Annotated in this window: 21 protein-coding genes and 1 riboswitch; of the genes, 9 read left to right on the top strand and 12 right to left on the bottom strand. The window is 68.7% G+C overall.

Annotation, left to right across the window (positions count from 1 at the left end):
* Nucleotides 1-43: 43 nt before the first annotated feature.
* The 3 genes from AC069H_RS34255 to AC069H_RS34245 form a co-directional block, all read right to left on the bottom strand.
* Complete coding sequence (locus AC069H_RS34255) at nucleotides 44-1,711, bottom strand: GMC oxidoreductase (protein ID WP_478235092.1); 1,668 nt, start codon at nucleotides 1,709-1,711, stop codon at nucleotides 44-46.
* Nucleotides 1,708-3,165 carry a flavin-containing monooxygenase gene (locus AC069H_RS34250; RefSeq protein WP_478235091.1) on the bottom strand — a complete coding sequence of 486 codons (1,458 nt, stop codon included), beginning with the start codon at nucleotides 3,163-3,165 and terminating at the stop codon, nucleotides 1,708-1,710. The genes AC069H_RS34255 and AC069H_RS34250 overlap by 4 nt, the downstream gene beginning before the upstream one ends.
* Before the next feature lie 130 nt (nucleotides 3,166-3,295).
* Entirely contained in the window at nucleotides 3,296-4,399 is a 1,104-nt protein-coding gene (locus tag AC069H_RS34245; RefSeq protein ID WP_478235090.1) for a winged helix DNA-binding domain-containing protein, read from the bottom strand.
* Nucleotides 4,400-4,477: 78 nt separating this feature from the next.
* Here AC069H_RS34245 and AC069H_RS34240 point away from each other — a divergent pair, with 78 nt between their 5' ends.
* Nucleotides 4,478-5,506 carry an AraC family transcriptional regulator gene (locus tag AC069H_RS34240; protein ID WP_478226557.1) on the top strand — a complete coding sequence of 343 codons (1,029 nt, stop codon included), beginning with the start codon at nucleotides 4,478-4,480 and terminating at the stop codon, nucleotides 5,504-5,506.
* On the opposite strand, the gene AC069H_RS34235 is transcribed toward AC069H_RS34240, so the two are convergent.
* Nucleotides 5,433-6,098 (bottom strand): TetR/AcrR family transcriptional regulator, encoded by a 666-nt coding sequence (locus AC069H_RS34235; protein ID WP_478235089.1) that lies wholly within the window; start codon nucleotides 6,096-6,098, stop codon nucleotides 5,433-5,435. The two genes, AC069H_RS34240 and AC069H_RS34235, sit on opposite strands and share 74 nt — an antisense overlap.
* Before the next feature lie 126 nt (nucleotides 6,099-6,224).
* Here AC069H_RS34235 and AC069H_RS34230 point away from each other — a divergent pair, with 126 nt between their 5' ends.
* Nucleotides 6,225-6,503, top strand: coding sequence for a hypothetical protein (locus AC069H_RS34230; protein ID WP_340685074.1), 279 nt, complete (start codon nucleotides 6,225-6,227; stop codon nucleotides 6,501-6,503).
* 26 nt (nucleotides 6,504-6,529) lie between these two features.
* Here the strand turns inward: AC069H_RS34230 and AC069H_RS34225 are convergent, their stop codons facing one another.
* The 3 genes from AC069H_RS34225 to paaI are packed head-to-tail and all read right to left on the bottom strand — an operon-like array spanning nucleotide 6,530 to nucleotide 8,792.
* Nucleotides 6,530-7,123 carry a TetR/AcrR family transcriptional regulator gene (locus tag AC069H_RS34225; protein WP_126737382.1) on the bottom strand — a complete coding sequence of 198 codons (594 nt, stop codon included), beginning with the start codon at nucleotides 7,121-7,123 and terminating at the stop codon, nucleotides 6,530-6,532.
* A complete protein-coding gene (gene paaK / locus AC069H_RS34220; protein WP_478235088.1) occupies nucleotides 7,120-8,403 on the bottom strand; it encodes a phenylacetate--CoA ligase PaaK in 1,284 nt (427 codons plus the stop codon). Before paaK ends, AC069H_RS34225 begins: the two co-directional genes overlap by 4 nt.
* A complete protein-coding gene (paaI, locus tag AC069H_RS34215) occupies nucleotides 8,400-8,792 on the bottom strand; it encodes a hydroxyphenylacetyl-CoA thioesterase PaaI (RefSeq protein WP_478235148.1) in 393 nt (130 codons plus the stop codon). Before paaI ends, paaK begins: the two co-directional genes overlap by 4 nt.
* A 206-nt stretch (nucleotides 8,793-8,998) precedes the next feature.
* Between paaI and paaZ the strand changes: the two genes are divergently transcribed.
* Genes paaZ through paaE form a run of 6 tightly spaced genes read left to right on the top strand, consistent with a single transcriptional unit; the run spans nucleotide 8,999 to nucleotide 14,659 of the window.
* On the top strand, nucleotides 8,999-11,029 hold the full coding sequence (paaZ, locus tag AC069H_RS34210; protein WP_478235087.1) for a phenylacetic acid degradation bifunctional protein PaaZ: 2,031 nt from the start codon (nucleotides 8,999-9,001) through the stop codon (nucleotides 11,027-11,029).
* Entirely contained in the window at nucleotides 11,026-11,964 is a 939-nt protein-coding gene (gene paaA, locus AC069H_RS34205) for a 1,2-phenylacetyl-CoA epoxidase subunit PaaA (protein WP_478226554.1), read from the top strand. Before paaZ ends, paaA begins: the two co-directional genes overlap by 4 nt.
* Nucleotides 11,964-12,248 (top strand): 1,2-phenylacetyl-CoA epoxidase subunit PaaB, encoded by a 285-nt coding sequence (paaB, locus tag AC069H_RS34200; RefSeq protein ID WP_005168080.1) that lies wholly within the window; start codon nucleotides 11,964-11,966, stop codon nucleotides 12,246-12,248. Before paaA ends, paaB begins: the two co-directional genes overlap by 1 nt.
* A gap of 1 nt (nucleotide 12,249) precedes the next feature.
* On the top strand, nucleotides 12,250-13,107 hold the full coding sequence (gene paaC, locus AC069H_RS34195) for a 1,2-phenylacetyl-CoA epoxidase subunit PaaC (RefSeq protein ID WP_478226553.1): 858 nt from the start codon (nucleotides 12,250-12,252) through the stop codon (nucleotides 13,105-13,107).
* The gene (gene paaD, locus AC069H_RS34190; RefSeq protein ID WP_034323161.1) at nucleotides 13,101-13,589 is read left to right on the top strand and encodes a 1,2-phenylacetyl-CoA epoxidase subunit PaaD; all 489 of its coding nucleotides are present in this window, start codon (nucleotides 13,101-13,103) and stop codon (nucleotides 13,587-13,589) included. The genes paaC and paaD overlap by 7 nt, the downstream gene beginning before the upstream one ends.
* The gene (gene paaE, locus AC069H_RS34185) at nucleotides 13,589-14,659 is read left to right on the top strand and encodes a 1,2-phenylacetyl-CoA epoxidase subunit PaaE (protein WP_478235086.1); all 1,071 of its coding nucleotides are present in this window, start codon (nucleotides 13,589-13,591) and stop codon (nucleotides 14,657-14,659) included. Before paaD ends, paaE begins: the two co-directional genes overlap by 1 nt.
* A gap of 63 nt (nucleotides 14,660-14,722) precedes the next feature.
* Here paaE and AC069H_RS34180 read toward each other — a convergent pair whose 3' ends face one another.
* A complete protein-coding gene (locus AC069H_RS34180) occupies nucleotides 14,723-15,043 on the bottom strand; it encodes a hypothetical protein (protein ID WP_478235085.1) in 321 nt (106 codons plus the stop codon).
* Nucleotides 15,044-15,303: 260 nt separating this feature from the next.
* Entirely contained in the window at nucleotides 15,304-16,482 is a 1,179-nt protein-coding gene (locus tag AC069H_RS34175) for an HNH endonuclease signature motif containing protein (protein ID WP_478235147.1), read from the bottom strand.
* A gap of 424 nt (nucleotides 16,483-16,906) precedes the next feature.
* Between AC069H_RS34175 and AC069H_RS34170 the strand changes: the two genes are divergently transcribed.
* Nucleotides 16,907-17,995 (top strand): dihydrofolate reductase family protein, encoded by a 1,089-nt coding sequence (locus AC069H_RS34170; protein WP_478235084.1) that lies wholly within the window; start codon nucleotides 16,907-16,909, stop codon nucleotides 17,993-17,995.
* 204 nt (nucleotides 17,996-18,199) lie between these two features.
* On the opposite strand, the gene cobN is transcribed toward AC069H_RS34170, so the two are convergent.
* The 3 genes from cobN to AC069H_RS34155 all read right to left on the bottom strand — a co-directional run bounded on the left by cobN (nucleotide 18,200) and on the right by AC069H_RS34155 (nucleotide 22,453).
* The gene (gene cobN, locus AC069H_RS34165; RefSeq protein WP_478235083.1) at nucleotides 18,200-21,781 is read right to left on the bottom strand and encodes a cobaltochelatase subunit CobN; all 3,582 of its coding nucleotides are present in this window, start codon (nucleotides 21,779-21,781) and stop codon (nucleotides 18,200-18,202) included.
* 53 nt (nucleotides 21,782-21,834) lie between these two features.
* Nucleotides 21,835-21,909: riboswitch (cobalamin riboswitch) on the bottom strand.
* Between the two features lie 54 nt (nucleotides 21,910-21,963).
* Entirely contained in the window at nucleotides 21,964-22,182 is a 219-nt protein-coding gene (locus AC069H_RS34160) for a hypothetical protein (protein WP_478235082.1), read from the bottom strand.
* 25 nt (nucleotides 22,183-22,207) lie between these two features.
* Entirely contained in the window at nucleotides 22,208-22,453 is a 246-nt protein-coding gene (locus tag AC069H_RS34155) for a helix-turn-helix transcriptional regulator (protein ID WP_478226547.1), read from the bottom strand.
* Nucleotides 22,454-22,455: the final 2 nt, after the last annotated feature.

The following is a 22,455-nucleotide window of genomic DNA, read 5'->3' as shown; positions in this document are numbered from 1 at the left end:
TCGCCCTGCGAACTACCGCATCCAGAGGACTAAACGCGTGAGGTCAGAGCGGGGTGAGGGGGAGCCGGAGGGCGGCCGGGGCCTCCGGAGGGACGACGGGCTTCAGCGGGGCGACAGGGGACAGGCGCCGGTAGGGGGAGCCGAGCGGCGGCCGCGGGTCGGCCTCGCCTTTGTTGGGCCACAACGACATCGCGCGCTCCGCCTGCGCGGTGATGGTGAGCGACGGGTTCACCCCGAGATTCGCCGAGATCGCCGAACCGTCCGCGATATGCAGCCCGGGATGACCGTGCACGCGCTGGTACGGGTCGACGACGCCGGTCTCGGCGCTGTCGCCGATCGCGCAGCCGCCGATGAAATGCCCCGTGATCGGGATGTTCGCCAGATCCGTCCACGCGCCCTGCGCCAGCCCGCCGATCTTGTCCGCCACCCGCCGCGTGACCTCGTGCCCGGCCGGGATCCACTCCGGGTTCGGCTCGCCGATGCCCTGTTTCGTGGTCATCCGGCGGCCGAAGAGCCCGCTTTTCGTATACGTGGTAACGGAATTGTTCAGCGTCTGCATCACCAGCAGCCCGACCATCCGCTCCGACCACCGTCGCGGGTTGTGCAGCCGCAGCAGCTGCCGCCGGTTCCGCCACAGTTCCCGCGCGCCCAGCACCCACCTGCGTTTTCCCGGCTCGGCGTCGACGAGCACCGTCGTCAGCAGGCCCATGAAGTTGCTGCCCTTGCCGTAGCGCACCGGCTCGACGTGCGTGACGGCGTCGGGATGGATCGACGACGTGATCGCGACGCCGCGGGTGAAGTCCGTGTCCTTGCGCAAGGAACGCGCGGCGAGCACGGCCTCGGAGTTCGTCCTGGCGAGCAAGCCGAGACGCGGTGACAGGTTCGGCAGCGTGCCCGAGTCCTTCAGCGAATGCAGAAGTCGTTGCGTGCCCAGGGAAGCGGCGGCGAACACGACTTCGGAGGCGGTGAAGGTCCGCTTGCGCTTGCGTACCCAACGTCCTGTCCGGACGGTGTCGACCGCGTATCCGCCATCGATCGGCCGGACCGACACGGCGGTGGTCAGCGGATGGACCTCCGCGCCCGCCTTCTCCGCCAGGTACAGGTAGTTCTTGACGGTCGTGTTCTTCGCGCCCACCCGGCAGCCGGTCATGCACTCGCCGCAGTGCGTGCACGGCTTTCGCGGCGGGCCCTCACCGCCGAAGAACGGGTCGACGTCGCGCTTGCCGAAATGGACGCCGACCGGCGTCGGCCGGTAGGTGTCCGCGATGCCCATGTCTTCGGCGACCTCGCGCAGCACGCGGTCGGCCGGCGTGACCAGCGGGTTCTCCACCACGCCCAGCATCCGTTTCGCCTGGTCGTAATGCGGGGCGAGCTCGGCCTTCCAGTCGGTGATGTGCGCCCACTGCGGGTCTTCGTAGAAGGTGTCCGGGGGTTCGTAGAGCGTGTTCGCGTAGACGAGCGACCCACCGCCGACGCCCGCGCCGCTCAGTACGAAGGTGTTCTTCAGCAGTGTGAGCCGCTGGATGCCGTAGCAGCCCAGTTTCGGGGCCCACAGGTACTTCCGCAGCCGCCACGAGGTTTTCGCGAACTCGTCGTCGGCGAACCGGCGGCCGGTTTCCAGCACGCCGACGCGGTATCCCTTCTCGGTGAGCCGCAACGCGGTCACGCTGCCGCCGAAACCGGAGCCGATCACCAGCACGTCATAGTTCATCGCGCGCCCGCCGTCCGGTAGTCGCCGAGGTCGAGCTTCCTCGTCCGCCGGTCGTACTCGGTCACCAGACCCGGCCAGTTCGTGCTCACGCGGCCGTTCTCCTGGCGGTACCAGCTGGCGCAGGCCGTCCAGACACTGCGCCCGAGGCGTCGCTGGATCTCCTCGTCGTACTTCCGCTCGACCTCCGGTATGACGTCCATATACGACACTTCCGGTTTGGCGAGGTGCTCGACGGCTTGCCGGATGTAGCGGGCCTGCCGTTCGATCATGTAGATGATGGAGCCCGCGCCGAGGTTCGTGTTGGGCCCGTAGACGCAGAACAGGTTCGGGAACCCGGGCACGGTCATGCCGAGGTACGCCCGCGCCCCGCCTTTCCACGCGTCGGACAGCGCCCGTCCGCCGAGGCCCTCCACCTTCAGTTCGCCGAGGAAGTCGGTCGCCGCGAAACCGGTCCCGTAGACGATGACGTCGGCTTCGTGTTCGACTCCGTCTTCCGTGAGCACGCCGGACGGTGTGATCGCGCTGATCCGCCGTGTCTCGACGGCGACGTTGTGCTGCGCCAGCGCGGGCAGGTACTCGTTGGTGAACAGGATCCGCTTGCAGCCCAGGGGATAGTCCGGGGTGAGTTTCTCGCGCAGCGCCCTGTCCTTGATGTGACGGCGCCGCAGCTGGGCCGTCCGGAGTTCGAAGACCTTGGCCAGCAACGGATATTTGGTCATCGCATAGGTCGCGTACTCGGCGAGGAGGAAGATCCGGAGCCTGCCGAGCAGCTGGGTGGCAGGCAGATGCCGGAACAGCCGCTGCTGCCAGCGCCGGTAGCGGGTGTCCCGTTTGGCCATGATGTAGGGCGCGGTCCGCTGGAACACCGTCAGCTCGCCCGCCTGGCGCTGGACTTCGGGCACGAACTGGATGGCGCTCGCGCCGGTGCCGATCACCGCGACCTTCTTGCCGCGCAGGTCGACGTCGTGATCCCAGTGCGCGGAGTGGAAGCTGGCGCCCTCGAAGGTTCCTTGGCCGGGGATGTCCGGTTGGACGGGCCGCGAGAGCTGGCCGACGGCGGGGACGAAGACGTTCGCTTCGAACGTCTCGCCGCCCGCGGTCTCGACCCGCCAGAGCCCGCGCTCCTCGTCGAAGGCCGCGGCGGTGACGCGAGTGCCGAACCGGATGTGCGGTTCGAGCCCGTAGCGGCGCACCACGCGCTTGAGGTATTCGTGGATGTCCGGTTGCAGCGAGAACCGTTTCGGCCAGTCGGGGTTGGGCTCGTAGGAGAACGAATACAGCGGCGACGGGATGTCACAGCCGGCGCCGGGGTACGTGTTCTCCCGCCAGACGCCGCCGGGTTCGCCGGCGCTTTCCAGGATGGTGAAGTCGTCGAATCCGGCGCGTTTGAGCTCGATCGCCGTCCCGACCCCGCCGAAGCCCGTCCCTACGATCAGCACGCTCGTATCGCCCATGCCGATCGAAGTTACCCAGCGGTCACCCCGCTAGGAAGTACACGACCGGCCACTCAATCGAGATTTCCGGCCACCCCCTGCCCGCGTTTCGTCCTCTGAATGCGGTAGTTGGTAGTGCGAACTAGCGCATTCAGAGGACGAAACGCACCGAGTGGGACTCGGCCTTCGGGTGCGCCCAAGCCAGGAGGCGGTGGGCGGAGCTTTCGAGGGCGTCCAGATCGCGCTTCGGGACTCGCTCGAAGGGCGTGATCACCACCGAAGCCGCCTTCTTCACCGTCTTGATCTCCCAGAAGCCCTTCACGAGCCCGCCGACCAGAATGGTGCCCTTGACCAGGCCGTTCTGCGAGATGACGACCTTGCGGTACTCGTCGCTGATCACCCGCGTGCGGTCGGCGTAGGAGAGGACGGTCTGGTCGAACGGACCCAGCAGCCGGGCGGGCGCGGGGGTGTCCGGGTCCGGGCGGGGTGCGTCTTCGAGGTCGAAGAGTTCGCGGCCGTTCTCGTCGCGGAACGTCCGCAGTTCCGTCCGCAGCCGCTCGGCGACGTCGCCGAGCTTCGTGATCCCGGCCCACGCCTGCGCGTCCTGCACACTGGCCGGCCCGAACGCGGCCAGATAACGCCGGAACATCGCTTCCGGGGACGGCGCCGAGTCCGGCTCGGCGCCCAGCCAGTCCCCGGTGGTCTGATACGTCGGCTGCCCGGACTTGCCCCAGACGCCGCGCGGCGGGATCTGCACCAGCGGCAGCAACGCCCGCGCGACGTGCACCAGCGACGACGGCGCCACGCCCTCCCAATGCTTCGCCAGTTCCGCGCCGAGGGCTGCCGACGAAAGCGGCCGCTCGCCGAGCAGTTTGCGGGCGGTGCGGGCGATCTCCTGGTGGTCGAGGTCCTTGATGTCAGGGCCGAACTGGGTGTTGCCGGTCACCGAACGGTCGTAGAGGGGCTGCACGATCGGCCGCCAGGCCAGCGCGTCCGCCGGTTTCACCAGGTGCACCGTGCCGCGCATGAGCGCGATCCGCACGACGCTCTTGGTCAGCAAGAGGTTCGCCAGCTCTTCCTGGCGGAACCCGTGCAGCCGGGTCCACAGCGCGAAGTACGGCGGGTTCGGGGCCTGCGCCTGCAACCCGGCCAGATGCTCGACCGCTTCGAGCGCGGTCATCTTCGAACGCCGGAGCAGCAGCTGCCGGTCCAGCATGGCGCGGTTCAGCGCGCGCCTGCTCAACGTGTCGGACATGCCGCTCACCCTAATCGGGATCAAGGACAGTTACGGTCCTCAATGCGCCGAGCGTTGCCGGGATCCATAATCCCGGCCATGGAACTACCGCCGCCGGTGATCCGGGACTGGGACTACCCGCGCGGCACGGCGAGCATCGTGCTCATGGCCCGCTTCGCCGCCGAGAACGGTGTCACGGGGCTGGAGTCCTACGAGCAGGCCCCCGTGGACGGCCAGGTCGACGCGCGACAGGAGCTCGCGGTGGTCCGGGCCCTGGTCCGCGGGCTCGGCGCCGGGGACGACGTCGCGCTGCGGCTGAGCAGGCGGTACCGCGTCAGCGCGTTCGGCATCTTCGGCTTCGCGTGCATCAGCAGCCCGACGCTGGGGGACGCGATGCGCTTCGCCCTGCGCTACCTCGACCTGAGTTTCACCTTCTGCATCCCGCATGTGACCGTCGAGGCCGGACGGCTCGCGCTGGCCATGGACGACAGCCGCGTGCCGGGCGATGTCGCCCGGTTCCTGGTGCTGCGCGACCTCGGCGCCATCCACACCGTCATGCGCGACATCCTGCCGGACATCTCCCTGCGCTCCTTGGCCTTCCGGCACGAGCGTCCGTCCACAGTGTACGAGTACGTGCGGACGTTCGGCCTGGCGCCGTCGTTCTCCGCCCCGGCGCATCTCGCCACCCTGGATCCGCTCTTCCTCGACAAGCCGTTGCCGCAGGCCAACGACCAGACGGTCGCGGTCTGCGCCGCGCAATGCGATCTGCTGGTCTCCCGGAGACGGGAACGCTCCGGGATCGCGCAGCAGGTCCGGGAACGGCTGGTGCGACTCGGTGGCGTCGACGCGGGGATGGACGAGGTTGCGCGGCAGCTCGCGCTCAGCCCGCGCACGCTGCGAAGACGGCTGTTCGAAGCCGGGACCGGCTACCGCACGCTGCTCGACGAGGTCCGTCAGGCCTTGGCGGAGGAAATGCTCGACACCGGCGCGCTCAGCGTGGAGGACGTCGCGCTGCGGCTGGGCTACGCCGAAGCGTCGAGTTTCATCTACGCCTTCAAACGCTGGAAGGGGATGACGCCGGCGGCTTATGCCCGGCGGAACGCGTTGCGAGCACGGCCGGGTAGGTGACCCGAAGCAGGTGCAGGATCGAGTCGGTGAGGAAGACCCGCAGCTCGTCGCGGCCGAGCGTGCCACGGATCAGCCATTCGCGTGACGCCGCGCGCAGCATCCCGCCGTACGAACGGATCATCGCGCGGAGTTCTTCGCGACCTTCGGTGACGTCGCTCATCAACGCGGCCGCGAGCACACGATCGGCGGCGATCTCGTCGGCCTCCAGCATGATCCGCTCGATCTCCGGGTCGCGGCCCACCGCCTCCGGGCCGATCGCCGTCAGCCACGCCTGCTCGTTGCGCTCGACGACCTCGATCCAGTGCTGGACGCTGATCGCGAGCCGCTCTTCGGCGCTCGTGTCGGGCAGGTTCTCGATCACCGGCGCCGGGACGATCATCATCTGCCGGACGACTTCCAGATACAGCTCCCGTTTGCCGCCGAAGTAGTGGTTGATCAGCGGCCGGGCCACCCCGGCGGCCTTCGCGATGTCCGAGGTCGAAACCGAGGCGTACGTGCCCGCGCCGAACAGCCGCCGGGCCGCGGTCAGGATCTCGGCGCGCCGGGCGGCCGGCTCGAGGCGGCGCCGCCGGATCTCCGGATCGGTGCTCATGGGCCGAGCGTAACCCGTTTCACGCGACCGCCTGTCGTTACTCATTCGGAACAACCCGCCGGTAACCCCCGGGGCCTTCGAGGCGACGTTCGGGGCGGGGGGACCGGGCGTCATGAGTAGGGACGAATGGCCAGTGCCGAACGCGAGCCGGTTCGCCGTACCGGACGGTGGGTCAGTGTGCGGCTGCAGCATCGTGACGTCCGGATCCAAGGTGACATCGGGGAGGAATCCGTCTCCTACGCGGGGATCGTGATCACCAGTTTCGAGAACGGTGCCGAGGTCGGCGAACGCTGGATCCCGCTCGGGGTCGATCCGTCGGAGGCCGACGACGAACAGCTCATCCAGCAGTTGCGCGACGCGCTGATCTGGCAGGCGCGCCGGCCGCCCAAGGCCGCGGGGGAGTAGCCGAAGGCGGAACACGCGAGTTACGCCTACTGGGTCCGGAGGCCGTCGAAGGCGATCTTGCACACCGCGTCCGCCAGTTCGGTCCCGGCCGAACCCCGTCGCGGCCGGTACCACTCGATCAACGAGTTCACCATGCCGTACAGCAGCCGCGCGGTGACCGCGGGATCGATGTCGGGCCGCACGTCGCCCTCGGTCTCGGCCTGTTTCACCAGTTCCGTGACGAGCCGGTCGAATTCCCGCCGCCGCGCCAGCGCCGCCCGTTCGATCTTGGTGTTGCCGCGCACCCGCAGCAGCAGCGTCACGAACGGCAGCTGCTCGACCAGTACGAGGACACTGCCCCGCACGAGGTGCTCCAGCTTCTCGATCGCCTTGCCCTCGAAGGATTCCGTCTCGGCGGCGACGGCGAACAGGCCGTTCAGCGCGCGGTCGACGGCGAGCCGCAGTAGCTCCTCCTTGCTCGGCACGTGGTGGTAGATCGCGGATTTCGTGATGCCGAGTTTGCGGGAGAGGTCCTCCATGCTGGTGCCGTCGTAGCCGCGTTCGTTGAACAGTTTGACCGCGACCTGCAGCAGCGACTCGAGGTCGTAGCCGGGACGTCCCCGGCGGGCGGGGGTGCTCAACCGCGGTCCCGTTCGTCGAGGACGCGGCGCATCTTGCCCAGCGACCGTTCCAGCGTGTCCGGGTCGACGACCTCGACGCCGACGCTCACGCCGACCCCGTCCTTGACGCCGGCGATCAGCCGGGCGGCGGCGTCGGCGCGCTGCTCGGCCGTCGCGTCCGGGCGCGCTTCGACGCGCACCGTCAGGTGGTCCATCCGGCCCTTCGTCGATCGGACCAGCTGGAAATGCGGCGCGAGCGCGGGGGTCACCAGCACGACTTCCTCGATCTGCGTGGGGAAGACGTTGACGCCACGCAGGATGATCATGTCATCGCTGCGCCCGGTCACCTTCTCCATCCGCCGGTATGCCGGCCGCGCGGTGCCCGGCAGCAGCCTGGTCAGGTCGCGCGTGCGGTACCGGATGATCGGCAATGCCTGCTTGGTGAGCGAGGTGAACAGCAGTTCGCCCTCGGCGTCGGTCGGTTTCTCGGTGAACGGGTCGATCACCTCGGGGAAGAAGTGATCCTCCCAGATGTGCAGTCCGTCCTTGGTTTCGACGCATTCCTGCGCGACACCGGGGCCCATCACCTCGGACAGGCCGTAGATGTCGACCGCGTCGATGCCGACGCGGTCCTCGATCTCTGTGCGCATCTGCTCGGTCCACGGCTCGGCGCCGAAGATGCCGACCTTGAGCGAACTCGTCTGCGGGTCGATGCCCTGCCGCTCGAACTCGTCGAGCAGCGTCAGCATGTACGACGGGGTGACCATGATGATCTCGGGTTTGAAGTCGGTGATGATCTGCACCTGCCGCGCGGTCATGCCGCCCGACGCCGGGATCACCGTGCAGCCGAGCTTTTCGGCGCCGTAGTGCGCGCCGAGGCCGCCGGTGAACAGGCCGTATCCGTAGGCCACGTGGACCTTGTCGCCTGGACGCCCGCCCGCCGCGCGGATCGAGCGTGCCATCACCGTCGCCCAGGTGTCGATGTCTTCGGCGGTGTAGCCGACGACGGTCGGTTTCCCGGTGGTCCCGCTGGACGCGTGGATGCGGCTGACCTGCGCTTCCGGCACGGCGAACATGCCGAACGGATAGTTGTCGCGCAGATCCTGTTTGGTGGTGAAGGGGAACTTCGCCAGGTCTTCCAGCGCCTTGCAGTCGTCCGGGTGAACGCCCGCCTCGTCGAACTTCCTGGTGTAGAACGGCACGTTGTCGTAGGCGTGCCGCAGCGTCCACCGGAGACGCTTCAGTTGCAGCGCCTGGAGTTCGTCGATGGTCAGGTTCTCGGCGTCGTCGCTGAAAGTCATCGTTGGGGTGCCTTCTCGATGGTGCGGCTGCGGCCGCGGAATTCGGCGACGACCTCCGGCCCGTCGGGGGTCTCCCGGTGCACGGTGACGTCGTAGATGCCGTTGCGGCCGTAGCGGGTCCGCTCCGTGGCGGTGGCGATGAGGTGGTCGCCGAGTTTGCCGGCGGTGACGAAGGAGATCTCCGCGCCGGAAGCGACGGTCACCGGGCCGTGGCTGTTGCAGGCGCAGGCGAAGGTCGTGTCGGCCAGCAGGAAGACGTAGCCGCCATGGGCGATGTCGTGGCCGTTGACCATCGCTTCGGTGATCCGCATGGTGGCGACGGCGCGCCCTTCGGCGGCCTCGACCAGCTCGATGCCCAGCGCGTTCGACGCCTGGTCGTCGGCGAACATCGTGTGCGCGGCGTTGCCAGTCATGCGAGACCACCTGGTTACTGACCGAATGGACGGTTGTTAAAGGGTGCCGCAAGTAAAGGCGCGCCTTCCCGCGGATGTCAAGGGTCCACCGCCATCGGGGGGTTTGCAAGACCCCGGTCACGAGCTAGAGTGAATTACTGAACGGACGGTCTGTAAATCCCACCATGGTGAAGGGTCGACTCATGGCATTGCTGCGCAGCTACGTCTCCGGCGGGTGGCACACGGCGGAAGGTGACGGAGTACCGCTGCACGACGCCTCGACCGGCGAAGAGGTCGCCCGGGTTTCGTCCGAGGGCATCGACTTCGCCGCCGCACTGGAGTACGGACGCCGCGTCGGCGGCCCCGCGCTGCGCGAGCTGACCTTCCACCAGCGTGCCGCGCTGCTGAAGGCACTGGCCTCTCATCTGCGCGAGCACCGCGAGGAGCTGTACGCGCTCTCGGCGCGGACGGGCGCGACCAAGGGCGACTCGATGGTCGACATCGACGGCGGCATCGGCGTGCTGTTCGCCTACTCCAGCAAGGGCAAGCGCGAACTGCCGAACGACACCGTCCACGTCGACGGCAACGTCGAGCCGTTGAGCAAGGGCGGCACCTTCGTCGCCCAGCACATCGCCGTCCCGCTGCGCGGTGTCGCCGTCCAGATCAACGCGTTCAACTTCCCCGTCTGGGGCCCGCTGGAGAAGTTCGCGCCCGCGTTCCTCGCCGGGGTGCCGAGCCTGATCAAGCCCGCCAGCCAGACCGCGTACCTCACCGCGCGGCTGGTCGAGATCATCATCGAGTCCGGCATCCTGCCCGAGGGCACGCTGCAGTTCGTCGCGGGCAGCGTCGGCGACCTGCTCGACCACGTCACCGCGCAGGACCTCGTCTCCTTCACCGGCTCCGCGTCGACGGCGCAGAAGCTGCGCGCGCATCCGGCGATCGTGCGCAACTCCGTCCGCTTCAACGCCGAGGCCGACTCGCTGAACCTGTCGATCCTCGGCCCGGACGCCAAACCCGGCACCACCGAGTTCGATCTCTTCGTCAAGCAGCTGACCACCGAGATGACGGTCAAGGCGGGCCAGAAGTGCACCGCCATCCGCCGCGCGTTCGTTCCCGCGGACCTGGTGGACGACGTCGCCGAGGCCGCGAGCGCGCGGCTGGCGAAGGTCACCATCGGCAACCCCGCCACCGAAGGTGTGCGGATGGGTGCCCTGGCCAGTCTGGAGCAGCGCGAGGAGGTCCGGCGGTCGCTCAAGGCGCTGCTGGACGTCGGCACGGTCGTCTTCGGTGACCCGGATCAGGTCGAGGTCGTCGGCGCGGACGCCGAACGCGGAGCGTTCATCTCGCCGGTGCTGCTGAAGGCCGACCCGGAGCGCTCCGAGCCGCACGAGGTCGAGGCGTTCGGCCCGGTGTCGACGCTGCTGCCCTACACGTCCACCGAACAGGTCATCGAGCTCGCCGCACGCGGTGGCGGCAGCCTCGTGGGTTCCGTCGTCTCCGCGGACCAGGAGTTCGTGCGCGAGGTCGTCCTCGGTGTCGCGCCGTACCACGGCCGTCTGCTGGTGCTCGACGCCGAAGACGCCAAGGAGTCCACCGGCCACGGCTCGCCGATGCCGCAGCTGGTGCACGGCGGCCCCGGCCGCGCCGGCGGCGGCGAGGAGATGGGCGGCGTCCGCGGCGTGCTGCACCACATGCAGCGCACGGCGGTCCAGGGTTCGCCCGCCGTCCTGAGCACGGTCACCGGCCGCTGGGTTACGGGCGCACCGAGGACAGAGGGCGACGTCCACCCCTTCCGGAAGTCGTTGGCGGAGCTGAAGATCGGTGACTCCGTCGTCGCCGGCCCACGCACCGTCACCCAGGAAGACGTCGACCACTTCGCCGAGTTCACCGGCGACACCTTCTACGCCCACACCGATCCCGAGGCCGCCGCGGCGAACCCGCTGTTCGGCGGGATCGTGGCGCACGGGTACCTCGTGGTCTCGTTCGCGGCCGGCCTGTTCGTCTCGCCGGAGCCCGGCCCGGTGCTGGCCAACTACGGCCTGGAGAACCTGCGGTTCCTCACCCCGGTCAAGGTCGGCGACTCGTTGACCGTGACCTTGACCGCGAAGCAGATCACCCCGCGGATCGACCAGGAGTACGGGGAGGTCCGCTGGGACGCCGACGTGACCAACGCCGACGGCGACTCGGTCGCCAAGTACGACGTGCTGACGCTCGTCGCCAAGGAGCAGTCATGACGGCCACGCTGCCTGAGGAAGATCTCGAACGGCACTTCGAGGCGACCATCGAGCGCGATCAGCGCATCGAGCCGCGTGACTGGGTGCCCGAGGGCTACCGCAAGACGATGATCCGGCAGATCGCGCAGCACGCGCATTCGGAGATCATCGGCATGCAGCCCGAAGGCAACTGGATCACCCGCGCGCCTTCGTTGCGGCGCAAGGCGATCCTGCTCGCGAAGGTGCAGGACGAGGCCGGGCACGGGTTGTATCTGTACTCGGCGGCGGCCACGCTCGGTGCCGACCGCGCGGATCTGACCGACAAGCTGATCAACGGCAGGCAGAAGTATTCGTCGATCTTCAACTACCCGACGCTGACCTTCGCCGACGTCGGCGTGATCGGCTGGCTGGTCGACGGCGCGGCGATCTGCAACCAGGTTCCCCTGTGCCGCAGCTCGTACGGGCCGTACGCGCGCGCCATGATCCGCATCTGCAAGGAGGAGTCCTTCCATCAGCGGCAGGGTTTCGAGCTGCTGATGACGATGATGCGCGGCACGGAGAAGCAGCGGGAGATGGTGCAGGAGGCGGTGAACCGCTGGTGGTGGCCGTCGCTGATGATGTTCGGCCCGCCGGACGCGGATTCGCCGAACACCGCGCAGTCGATGGCGTGGAAGGTCAAACGGCACACCAACGACGAGCTGCGCCAGCGCTTTGTCGACATGTCCATTCCGCAGGCCGAGGCGCTGGGCGTCACCTTCCCGGACCCGGACCTGAAGTGGAACCCCGAACGCGGGCACTACGACTTCGGCGCCGTCGACTGGGACGAGTTCAAGAACGTGTTGAAGGGCAATGGCCCCTGCAACGCCCAGCGCATCGCGCATCGGCGGCGGGCCCAGGAAGACGGCGCGTGGGTGCGGGAAGCCGCCTCGGCGCACGCAGCGAAGAAGGGTTCGTGATGAAGCACGACTGGCCGTTGTACGAGGTGTTCGTCCGGGGCAAGCGCGGCCTGAACCACGTGCACGTGGGATCGCTGCACGCTGCGGACGACGACATGGCGTTGCACCACGCGCGGGATCTCTACACCCGCCGCAACGAGGGCGTGTCGATCTGGGTCGTGCGCGCGTCGGACATCACGGCGTCCTCGCCGGACGAGAAGGATCCGTTCTTCGCGCCCAGCGGCGACAAGGTGTACCGGCACCCGACGTTCTACGACATCCCCGACAACGTTCCGCATATCTGACATGAGCTTCGACAACGCCTACGAGGCGATCACCGAGGAGAACGACTCCCGCTGGGCCTTCGGCACCGGGTTCGAGGATCCGCTGTCCGGTGTGGACACGACGATCCCGTCCGGTGTGGACGGTGACCGGCTCGCGGCCTACTGCCTGATGCTCGGCGACGACGCGCTGATCTTCTCGCACCGGCTGCAGGAGTGGTGCACGAACGCGCCCGAACTCGAGGACGAGGTCGCGATCGCGAACATCGCGCTCGATCTGCTGGGGCAGGCGCGGCTGCTGCTCGCCCGTGCTGGCAAGGCCGACGGCAGCGACCGCACGGAGGACTCGTACGCCTTCTTCCGGAGCGAGCAGGAATACCGCAACGTCCGCCTGGCCGAACTCGACGGTGGGCACTTCGGGCATCTGATCGCGCGGCTGCTGGTGTTCTCGATCTGGCGGCTCGCCTTGTTGCAGCGGTTGCAGACCAGTGTCGATCCGGTCCTGGCGGCCATCGCGGACAAGGGTGTCAAGGAAGTCGCGTACCACCGCGACTACGCCGCCCAGTGGGCCGTGCGGCTCGGGGACGGCACCGAGCTGTCGCATGAGCGGATGCAGGAGGGCCTGGACGCGGTCTGGCCGTACGTCGACGAGTTGTTCGTGGCGCACGAGGCCGAGTTCGTCGAGTCGCCGTCGCTGCGGTCCGAGTTCGACGCGATCCTGGACCAGGTGCTGGCCGTCGCGAAGCTGACGCGGCCCGAAATCGGCGCCCTCGCCGGGGTTTCCGGCCGGATGGGCCGCGACGGCGTGCACACCGAGCGGATGGGCTACCTGCTGGCGACCCTGCAGAGTGTCGCCAGGGAACATCCGGACGCGACATGGTGACCGCGTACGCCGTGGCGGCCACGGTCACCGATCCGGAACTGCCGATGCTCACCCTCGCCGACCTCGGCGTCCTGCGTGAAGTGTCCGAAGAGGACGGACGGGTGGTCGTAGCGATCACCCCGACCTACACCGGCTGCCCGGCGATGGACACCATGCGCGACGACCTCGTGCACGCGCTGACCGGCGCGGGGTACGGCGAGGTCGAGGTCCGGACGGTGCTGCAGCCCGCATGGTCCACCGACTGGATCACCGAGGACGGCAAACGGAAACTGGCCGAAGCGGGCATCGCTCCGCCGGGGGCCGCGCCGCGGCGGACCGGACCGATCCCGCTCACGCTGAGCCCGCCGGTGTCGTCCGTGCGCTGCCCGCATTGCGGTTCCGCGGACACCGAGGAGCAGTCCCGGTTCAGCGCGACGGCGTGCAAGGCCCTGCGCCGCTGCCGGTTCTGCCTCGAACCGTTCGAACACGTCAAGGAGATCTAGTGACAGCGACCCTGCGCCGCACGGGTTTCCACACCCTCAAGGTGTCCGACGTCCAGCGCCTGTGCGACGACGCCGTCGCGGTGACCTTCGACGTTCCCGAAGGTCTCGCGGACACCTTTCGCTTCAAGCCGGGCCAGTCGCTGACCCTGCGCCGTGAGATCGACGGCCGCGACGAGCGCCGTTCGTACTCGATCTGCGCGCCCGCCGGCGCGGCGCCGCGGGTCGGCGTCCGGGAGGTGCCGGGTGGGCTGTTCTCGTCGTGGCTCGTGCGCGACGTGAAGCCCGGCGACGAGATCGAGGTCGCGCCGCCGACCGGCGGCTTCACCCCGGACCTGAACGTTCCTGGGCATCACGTGCTGATCGCTGCCGGATCCGGGATCACGCCGGTGTTGTCGATCGCGTCTTCGCTGCTCAGCGACTCCGACGCGACGGTGACCGTGCTCTACGGCAACCGCCGCACGGACACCGTCATGTTCGCCGACGACCTCGCGGATCTGAAGGACCGCTATCCAGCGCGGCTCGAACTCGTCCACGTGCTCTCCCGCGAGCCGCGCGAGGCGGAACTGTTCACCGGGCGGCTCGACGCGGAGAAGCTGCGGCGCCTGTGCACCGTGCTGATCCCGGTCGAGGACGTCGCGCACTGGTGGCTGTGCGGGCCGTTCGAGATGGTGACCGGCGCGCAGGAACTGCTGCGCTCGCTGGACGTCGCCGACGATCGCGTCCATCAGGAGCTGTTCTATGTGGACACTCCGCCGGAGCCGGTGCACCACATCGATCCGGCCGTCGTCGGGGCGTCCAGCGAGGTCACGCTGGTCCTCGACGGCCGGTCGACGACGATGACGCTGCCGCGCAGCTCCTCGCTGCTCGACGGCGCGCAGAAGTTCCGTCCGGATCTGCCGTTCGCCTGCAAGGGCGGGGTGTGCGGCACCTGCCGGGCGAAGATCTGCGACGGCAAGGTGGACATGCGGCGCAACTTCGCGCTGGAGAAGGCCGAAGTCGACGCCGGTTTCGTGCTCACCTGCCAGTCGGTGCCGATCTCCGACGCCGTCACCGTGGACTTCGACGCCTGACCCACCCCCGCATTTAGTCCTCTGAATGCGGTAGTTGCACACGCAAGTACCGCATTCAGAGGACTAATTGCGGAGAGGTAGGCCAGTAGCGCCTCGGTGAGACGTCGCACGCTCGCCAGGTCGAGCTCCGCCGGACAGCGACGCCACCTCGCGGTCGGCCGCCTTGCCCCGGAACAGGAACCGGGCGAGCCTCGCGCGGATCTCGTTGTCCGTGAGCGACGGCGCGACCAGCCACACGTTATCGACAATGGACAGCGACTCATCGAGGACGTCGAGCCGCTGAGGGAGCAGCTTGGCGGGCACGAACAGCCCCACCTCGTCCGACTCCGAGGTGCCGTCGGGCCAGGTGAAGGTGACGTCGGAAAGCGTCAAGGAAGAAGACATGAGACTCCCTGCGAAGGAGGTGGAAGGACGGGCGCAGGTTCGTCTCAGAAGATCATCGCGACAGGCTAGCCGACCGTCGGCTTCGGTGCGACCGATTTCTCCGGGGCGCGAACACGGTCCGCGCGGTTTCGTGCCGGTCGCCGTTTCGCGGCAACGGAGCGGTCAGGAATGGTGGCCCGGCGCGGCTTCACCGCCGCCGCGCAAGGAAAGCTGTCCCGTTGCTCACCTGAACAAGGCGCCGCCGTTTCGCGGCAACAGGGTCAGAACGGTGGTTCCTCGGTACGGGGTGTGTGCAGAGGCGGCGGTGTGCTGTCGTAGGTCTGGCCGGTCGGTGTGGTGATCGTCAGGGTTCCTTCCGGTGCCAGCCGGTAGATCCACCCGGGTTCGTCCTTGAGCCGATGGTCGCGGCGGCAGAAGTCGATAAGGTCGCCGGCGTCGGTGTTCCCCTGGAACTGCCACGGGGTGGAATGGTCGAGATCGCAGGCCTGAGCGGGCCGGTGGCACCCTGGTCTGCGACATTCGCGGTCGCGGACCCGGACGAACTCGTCAAGACCGGCCGTCGGGCGATACCGGTCCCGGCCGAGATCCGCGACCTGACCTGACAGCGGGTCGGTGATGATCCGCCGCAGCACCGTGTTGGGTCCGCTCGCGATATGCCGCGCCAGCGACGCCGGGATGTGGCCGTGTCCGGCCATTTCCGCCGGGTCTTCGTTGAGGTCGAGGTAGGTGAAGAGGTCCATATAAAGGAATACTTCGGCGCGTTCACTTTTGCCGCCGCTGCCGCCCAACAGGAGGTCGAGAGCGACGTCGGCGCGAAGCTGGTCCAGAGTGCGGGTCTCGTCGCCGGTCTTGAGCGCGCGGGCCTCCCGGTTGATCCGGTTGTAGGCGGCGGTGACCTTCTCCACCGGGCCATCCTCGATCCCCAGCGAGGCCACGCCCGCCTCACCCTGGCTTACCACGAGCCGGCGGCCTTCGCGGGCCTGCTCGCAGCGCTTGTCCGCGCCCTCACGATCGACAGTCGCCGCCGCGTGGTTCGCCGCCTTGCGGATCTGTTCGGCGTTCTTACCGGGCAATCGGTCTTCCAGCAAGGCGTCGGCGGCGAGCGCGTGCTCGTCGGACAGCCACGCTGTGGCCGTCACGACTTTCATCGCGCCGAACCCGTCCACCTGGCCGTTGTCCATCAGGCCAAGAGTGCGGGGCAGCCTGGTGGTCAACGCGTCGGCGGCGGCGACCGGCCCGGCCGCGTACTTGTCGCCGACCGACAGGGCGAACGCGACTTCCTGAGTGACGCTACGCGCGCCTTCGCGATGCCGGTTCAGCTGGGACAGGGCACGGTAACGGATCGCTTCCAGCCGGGCGATCCCCGCTGACGCCGCTTTCGCGAGGGCGACGGATTCGTTGTCTTCCAACGAATCCACGGCGGTGTTGATGGCCTTCAGGTTGTCGAGGCCGGTGATTTCCTCGAGGAGTGCCACAGCGGTGGCTCGGTAAGTGTCCACCCAACGAACCTACAACCCCCCACCGACAGTTCCGGATCAATGCGACTGCCGCACCGTCGTCGATATTCGGTAATGCTGGTCGTGGCAAGGGAAATCTGAGATGTGCGCGCTTGGCGATGTTCGCCCGGTAGTGGTAATCAGCGCGCAGGCAGGATTTCTTGAGTGCTGTCCTTGGAATGAGGGCGTCTCGTATTGCCGGATTTCGGTAATGGCTCCGGTGCGCCGACTTCGATCACCGGAGGCCCGGATCCCACGCCCAGCCGTCGCCGAATTCCGGCAACGGCGGACCTGGCACAAGCCCCACCGCCCCGAGACACGGTCTGTCGCCTCAGCGACCCGCGACCGGCCGGGGCATACTGGCGGCGTGACCGAACGCCCCCATGTCCTGCTGTCCGCCGCGGTCTCGCTCGACGGCTACCTCGACGACGCGAGCGACACCCGGCTGGTGCTGTCCAACGAGGAGGACTGGGCCAGGGTGGACGGTCTGCGCGCCGCGTCGGACGCGATCCTCGTCGGCGCGAACACGGTCCGCGCGGACGATCCCCGGTTGCTGGTCCGCTCACCGGAGCTGGTCGCCGGGCGGGTCGCGGAGGGACGTCCGGGGCAGCCGGTCAAGGTCACCCTCACGCGGAGCGGGTCACTCGATCCGGCGGCTCAGTTCTTCACCGTCGGCGACACCGAGAAGCTCGTCTACGCGCCACCCGGCGTCGTCACGGGCGTGAAGGCGACCGTCGTCGAGCTGGTGGATCTGCGCGCGATGCTGGCCGATCTCCACGCGCGCGGCGTCCGGCGGCTGATGGTCGAAGGTGGCGGCGCGATCCACACCCAGTTCCTCACCGAAGGCCTGGTCGACGAACTCCACCTGGCGATCGCGCCGTTCTTCGTCGGCGACCGGCGCGCGCCGCGGTTCGTCGGCCCGGGCGCTTTCCCACGCGGGCTGACCCTGGTCGAAAGCACTCGGCTGGGTGACATCGCCGTACTGGAGTACCACGCGACTCCGGAACCGTCCGAAGTGGACATTCTGCGGCTGCGCGAGGCCATCGCCCTGGCCGAGAACTGCCCGTCGCGCACGTTCCGCGTCGGCGCGGTCATCGCCGCGGCAGACGGTGAAGTGATCTCCACCGGTTATTCGGGTGACGGGGATCCCGCCAACCACGCGGAAGAAGCCGCCCTCGCCAAACTCGAACCGGGAGATCCGAGGCTGGCGGAGGCGACTATGTACACATCGCTGGAGCCGTGCAGCTCGCGGACGTCTCATCCGCGAAGCTGCACCCAGCTCATCCTCGACGCCGGCATCCCGCGCGTCGTCTTCGCCTGGCGCGAGCCGTCGGTGTTCGTCGACTGCGTCGGCGCCGAAACGCTGGAGGAGGCCGGACGCCGGGTGATCGAGGTACCCGCCCTCGCCGCCGACGTCCGCCGCGCGAACACCCACATCCCGGGTGTCCGCCCCTGAACTCCTACTTGCAGGCGTCGCAGCAGCCGCAGCCCAGACCGGTGCACGCCGAGCAGCAACCGTGGCGAAGCACGACCTTCAACAGACGCTTGATCATCGCTGTCCTCCCGATCCTTGACGTCCCACCGCACTTGTCACGCTAAGTTCTGCGCATACGACAGTGGTACCGCCGGGAGTGCCATGGCGCTGCTCCGGCGGGTGAAGTCAGGATTCGAGGTCGCCCTCCAAAGAGAGGTAGACCTCGCGCAGCTGAGCCAAAAGGTCGGCGTCCGGTTCCGCCCAGAGCCCCCGATCGGCCGCCTCGTTCAGCCGCTCGATGATGCCGCGCAGCGCCCACGGGTTGGCCTGGCGCAGGAACTCCTGGTTGACCTCGTCGAGCACGTAGGACTCGGTGAGCTTTTCGTACATCCAGTCGCCGACCACCCCGGCGGTGGCGTCGAAACCGAAGAGGTAGTCGACGGTCGCCGCCAGCTCGAAAGCTCCCTTGTAGCCGTGCTTGCGCATCGCCGCCAGCCAGCGCGGGTTGACCACGCGGGCCCGGAAGACACGGGCGGTCTCCTCGCCGAGGGTGCGCGTGCGGACCGCGTCCGGGGTGGTGCTGTCGCCGACGTAGGACGCGGGCGCGGTCCCGGTCAGCGCGCGGACCGTCGCGATCATCCCGCCGTGGTACTGGAAATAGTCGTCGGAATCGGCGATGTCATGCTCACGGGTGTCGGTGTTCTTGGCCGCGACCACGATCCGCTTGTACGAGTTCTCCATGTCCTCGCGCGCGGGCCTGCCGTCGAGGTCGCGGCCGTAGGCGAAGCCGCCCCAGACCGCGTAGACCTCGGCGAGATCCTTGTCGTCGCGCCAGTTCCCGGAATCCATCAGCGGCAGCAGGCCCGCGCCGTACGCGCCGGGCTTGGAGCCGAAGATCCTCGTGGTGGCCCGGCGTTCGTCCCCGTGCGCGGCCAGATCCGCGCGGGTGTGGGCGCGCACGAAGTTCTCCTCGTCCGGCTCGTCGAGATTGGCCACCAGGCGGACGGCGTCGTCCAGCAGGGTGAGCACGTGCGGGAAGGCGTCGCGGAAGAACCCGCTGATCCGCACTGTGACGTCGATACGCGGGCGGCCGAGTTCGGCGAGCGGGATGGCCTCGATGCCGGTGACCCGTCGCGACGCCTCGTCCCAGATCGGCTGGACACCCAGCAGCGCAAGGACTTCCGCCGCGTCGTCACCCGACGTGCGCATGGCCGACGTGCCCCACACCGAGAGACCGACCGAACGCGGCCAGTCGCCCGTGTCCTCCTTGTATCGGCGGAGAAGCGAGTCCGCGAGCGCCTGCCCGGTCTCCCAGGCGAGACGGCTCGGGATGGCCTTCGGGTCCACGGTGTAGAAGTTGCGGCCGGTCGGCAGGACGTTGATCAGGCCGCGCAGGGGAGAACCGCTGGGCCCGGCCGGGATGTAGCCGCCGTCGAGCGCGTGGAGCACGGCGTCGATCTCGGCGCCGGTGCCCGCCAGCCGCGGCACGATCTCGGTGGCGGCGAAGGTCAGCACGCGGGCGACCTCCTGGTGTTCCGGCACGTCGGCGACGACCTCGGCGACCGCGTCGGGGGACCAGTCCCTGGCCTCCATCGCCTCGACGAGCGACCGCGCCTTCTGCTCGATGGCGTCCACTTCGGACAGCGGGGCGTCGCTGTTCTCCTTGAGCCCCAAGGCGGAACGCAGACCGGGGACCGCGCCCTGTTTGCCGCCCCACATCTGCTGGGCGCGCAGCATCGCGAGCACGAGGTTGATCCGTGCCTCGCCTTCCGGTGCGGCGCCGAGGATGTGCAGGCCGTCGCGGATCTGCGCGTCCTTGACCTCGCACAGCCAGCCGTCGATGTGCAGCAGGAAGTCGTCGAACTCGGCGTCGTGCGGGCGTTCCTCGACACCGAGGTCGTGGTCGAGTTTCGCCGCCTGGATCAGCGTCCAGATCTGCGCGCGGACCGCGGGCAGCTTGGCCGGGTCCATCGCGGCGATGTTGGCGTGCTCGTCGAGAAGCTGCTCCAGGCGGGCCATGTCGCCGTAGCTCTCGGCGCGGGCCATCGGCGGGATCAGGTGGTCGACGATCGTGGCGTGCGCACGCCGTTTCGCCTGCGCGCCCTCACCCGGGTCGTTGATCAGGAACGGGTAGATCAGCGGCAGGTTGCCCAGGACGGCGTCCGGCGCGCAGGAGTCGGAGAGACCGGCGGTCTTGCCGGGAAGCCATTCCAGCGAACCGTGTTTGCCGAGGTGGACGACTGCGTGCGCGCCGAACTCCTCCTCCAGCCAGCGGTACGCGGCCAGGTAGTGATGGCTCGGCGGGAGGTCCGGGTTGTGGTAGATCGCCACCGGGTTCTCGCCGAATCCGCGCGGCGGCTGGATCATCAGGATGACGTTGCCGGACTGCAGCGACGCCAGGACGATGTCCCCGTTGTCCACATAGAGCTCGCCGGGAGCGGGGCCCCAGTGCTCCTCCATGCCCTCGCGCAGTTCCGCGGGCAGCTCGGCGAACCACTCGCGGTACTTGTCGGCCGGGACGCGGATCGGGTTGCCGGACAGTTGTTCCTCGGTGAGCCACTCCGGATCCTGGCCGCCCGCGGCGATGAGCGCGTGGATCAGCGCGTCCCCGTCCGGCTGGTCGGTGCCGGTGGGCTCGACACCGGGGAACGGGTTCTCGCCGAGGTCGTAGCCCTGATCGCGCATGCGGCGCAGCAGTTCGATCGCGGACGCGGGCGTGTCGAGACCGACGGCGTTGCCGACGCGGGAATGCTTCGTCGGGTACGCGGACAGCATCAGCGCGATACGGCGTTCCGGCGGGGGAGTGTGGCGCAACCGGGCGTGGGCCAGCGCGATCTTCGCGACCCGCGACGCGCGTTCGGCGTCCGGCACGTACTTGGGCAGGCCGTCGTCGTCGATCTCCTTGAACGAGAACGGGACGGTGATGAGACGGCCGTCGAACTCGGGGACGGCCATCTGGTTGCCGGCGTCGAGCGGGGAGAGGCCGTCGTCGTTCGCGGACCAGGTCTCGCGGTCGCTGGTCAGGCACAGGGCCTGGAGGATCGGGATGTCGAGCGCGGCCATCTCGGCGACGTCCCACGCCTCGTCGTCGCCGCCCGCGCCGACCTCGGACGGCCGGGTGCCGCCGGCGGCCAGCACGGTGACCAGGAGCGCGTCGGCCTTGGCCAGCTCGGCCATCATCTCCGGCTCGCGGGTGCGCAGGGACGCGCAGTGGATCGGGAGCGCGCGGCCCCCGGCGTCCTCGACGGCGCCGGAGAGGGCATGGACGAACTCGGTGTTGCCGGACAGGTGATGCGCCCGGTAGTAGAGGATCGCGATGACCGGACCCTCGGTGGTCTTGGGCGCGCGCTCGAGTACACCCCAGAGCGGCTGCATCGCGGGCGGCTCGAAGCCGTCACCCGTCAGAAGGAGCGTGTCGCTCAGGAAGCGGTGCAGCTGGGTGAGGTTTTCCGGCCCGCCCTGCGCGAGGTACGCGTGCGCCTCCGCCGCCGTACCCGCCGGGACCGTGGACAGCTTCATGAGCTGCGCGTCCGGCGTCTGCTCACCACCGAGGACCACCACGTGCGCGCCGCTCGCGCGGACCGTGTCGAGCCCTTCCTGCCAGCTGCGTTCGGAGCCGAGGATCCGGACGACGACGATCGGGGCGCCGTCGAGCAGGGCGGGCAGCTCGGCCAGATCGAGCCGGGCGGGGTTCGCCAGCCGGTACTCGGCCTCGCTGGACCGGGCGCTGAGCAGGTCGGTGTCCGAAGTGGACAGAAGCAGGATCACAGCATTCCTCACTCGGGGTGTCCGCGCCCCGGGTCGTGCGGTCGCGCCGGCCGGAGTTCCTGGCTTCCCCTCCTCGCCGAGGAGGGGTGACAGTGGCGGGACCGCCCCGGACTCTCACCGGGTTCCTCCACCTGCCGACGCGTGGGTTCTTCGGTTCACTCTCCGGTGCGGTCCGGCGGGAGTCAAGGTGATGTGCGGCCGGGGGCGGAGTCGTAACCCCACACGTGGGTGAGCACCTGGCCCTGGTGGCGGCTGACCAGCTCCACGCCGGTGCCTTCGACGTCCGCGTGCGGCACGGCCAGGACGGCGACCGCCGCCAGGCCGTTGGCGGGGCACTGGGTGGATTTTGGGACATTGGATGACCCGAAATCCACACAGTCGCGCGTGATCGGTCCGGTCACCCTGACAAGGTGCCCGGGGCAAGACTCACGCCGACCGCTCCGACGAAGTGTCACCGATCCGCGGGAAAGGGGCGGTGGAGAAGATGATCTCCACCGCCACCTCGAAGAACTCCGCGATCCGCAGGGCGAGGTAGAGGCTCGGGCTGTACTCGCCGCGCTCGAGGTAGCCGATGGTCTGGTAGTGCACGCCCAGCGCATCGGCGAGTTCGCGGCGGGAAATGCCCCGTTCCGCCCGCAACATCGCGATCCGGTTGTAAACGACCTCGCTCATGA

The organism is Amycolatopsis sp. NPDC043887, from assembly GCF_056435665.1.
This window is presented reverse-complemented; position numbering and strand designations above follow the sequence as displayed.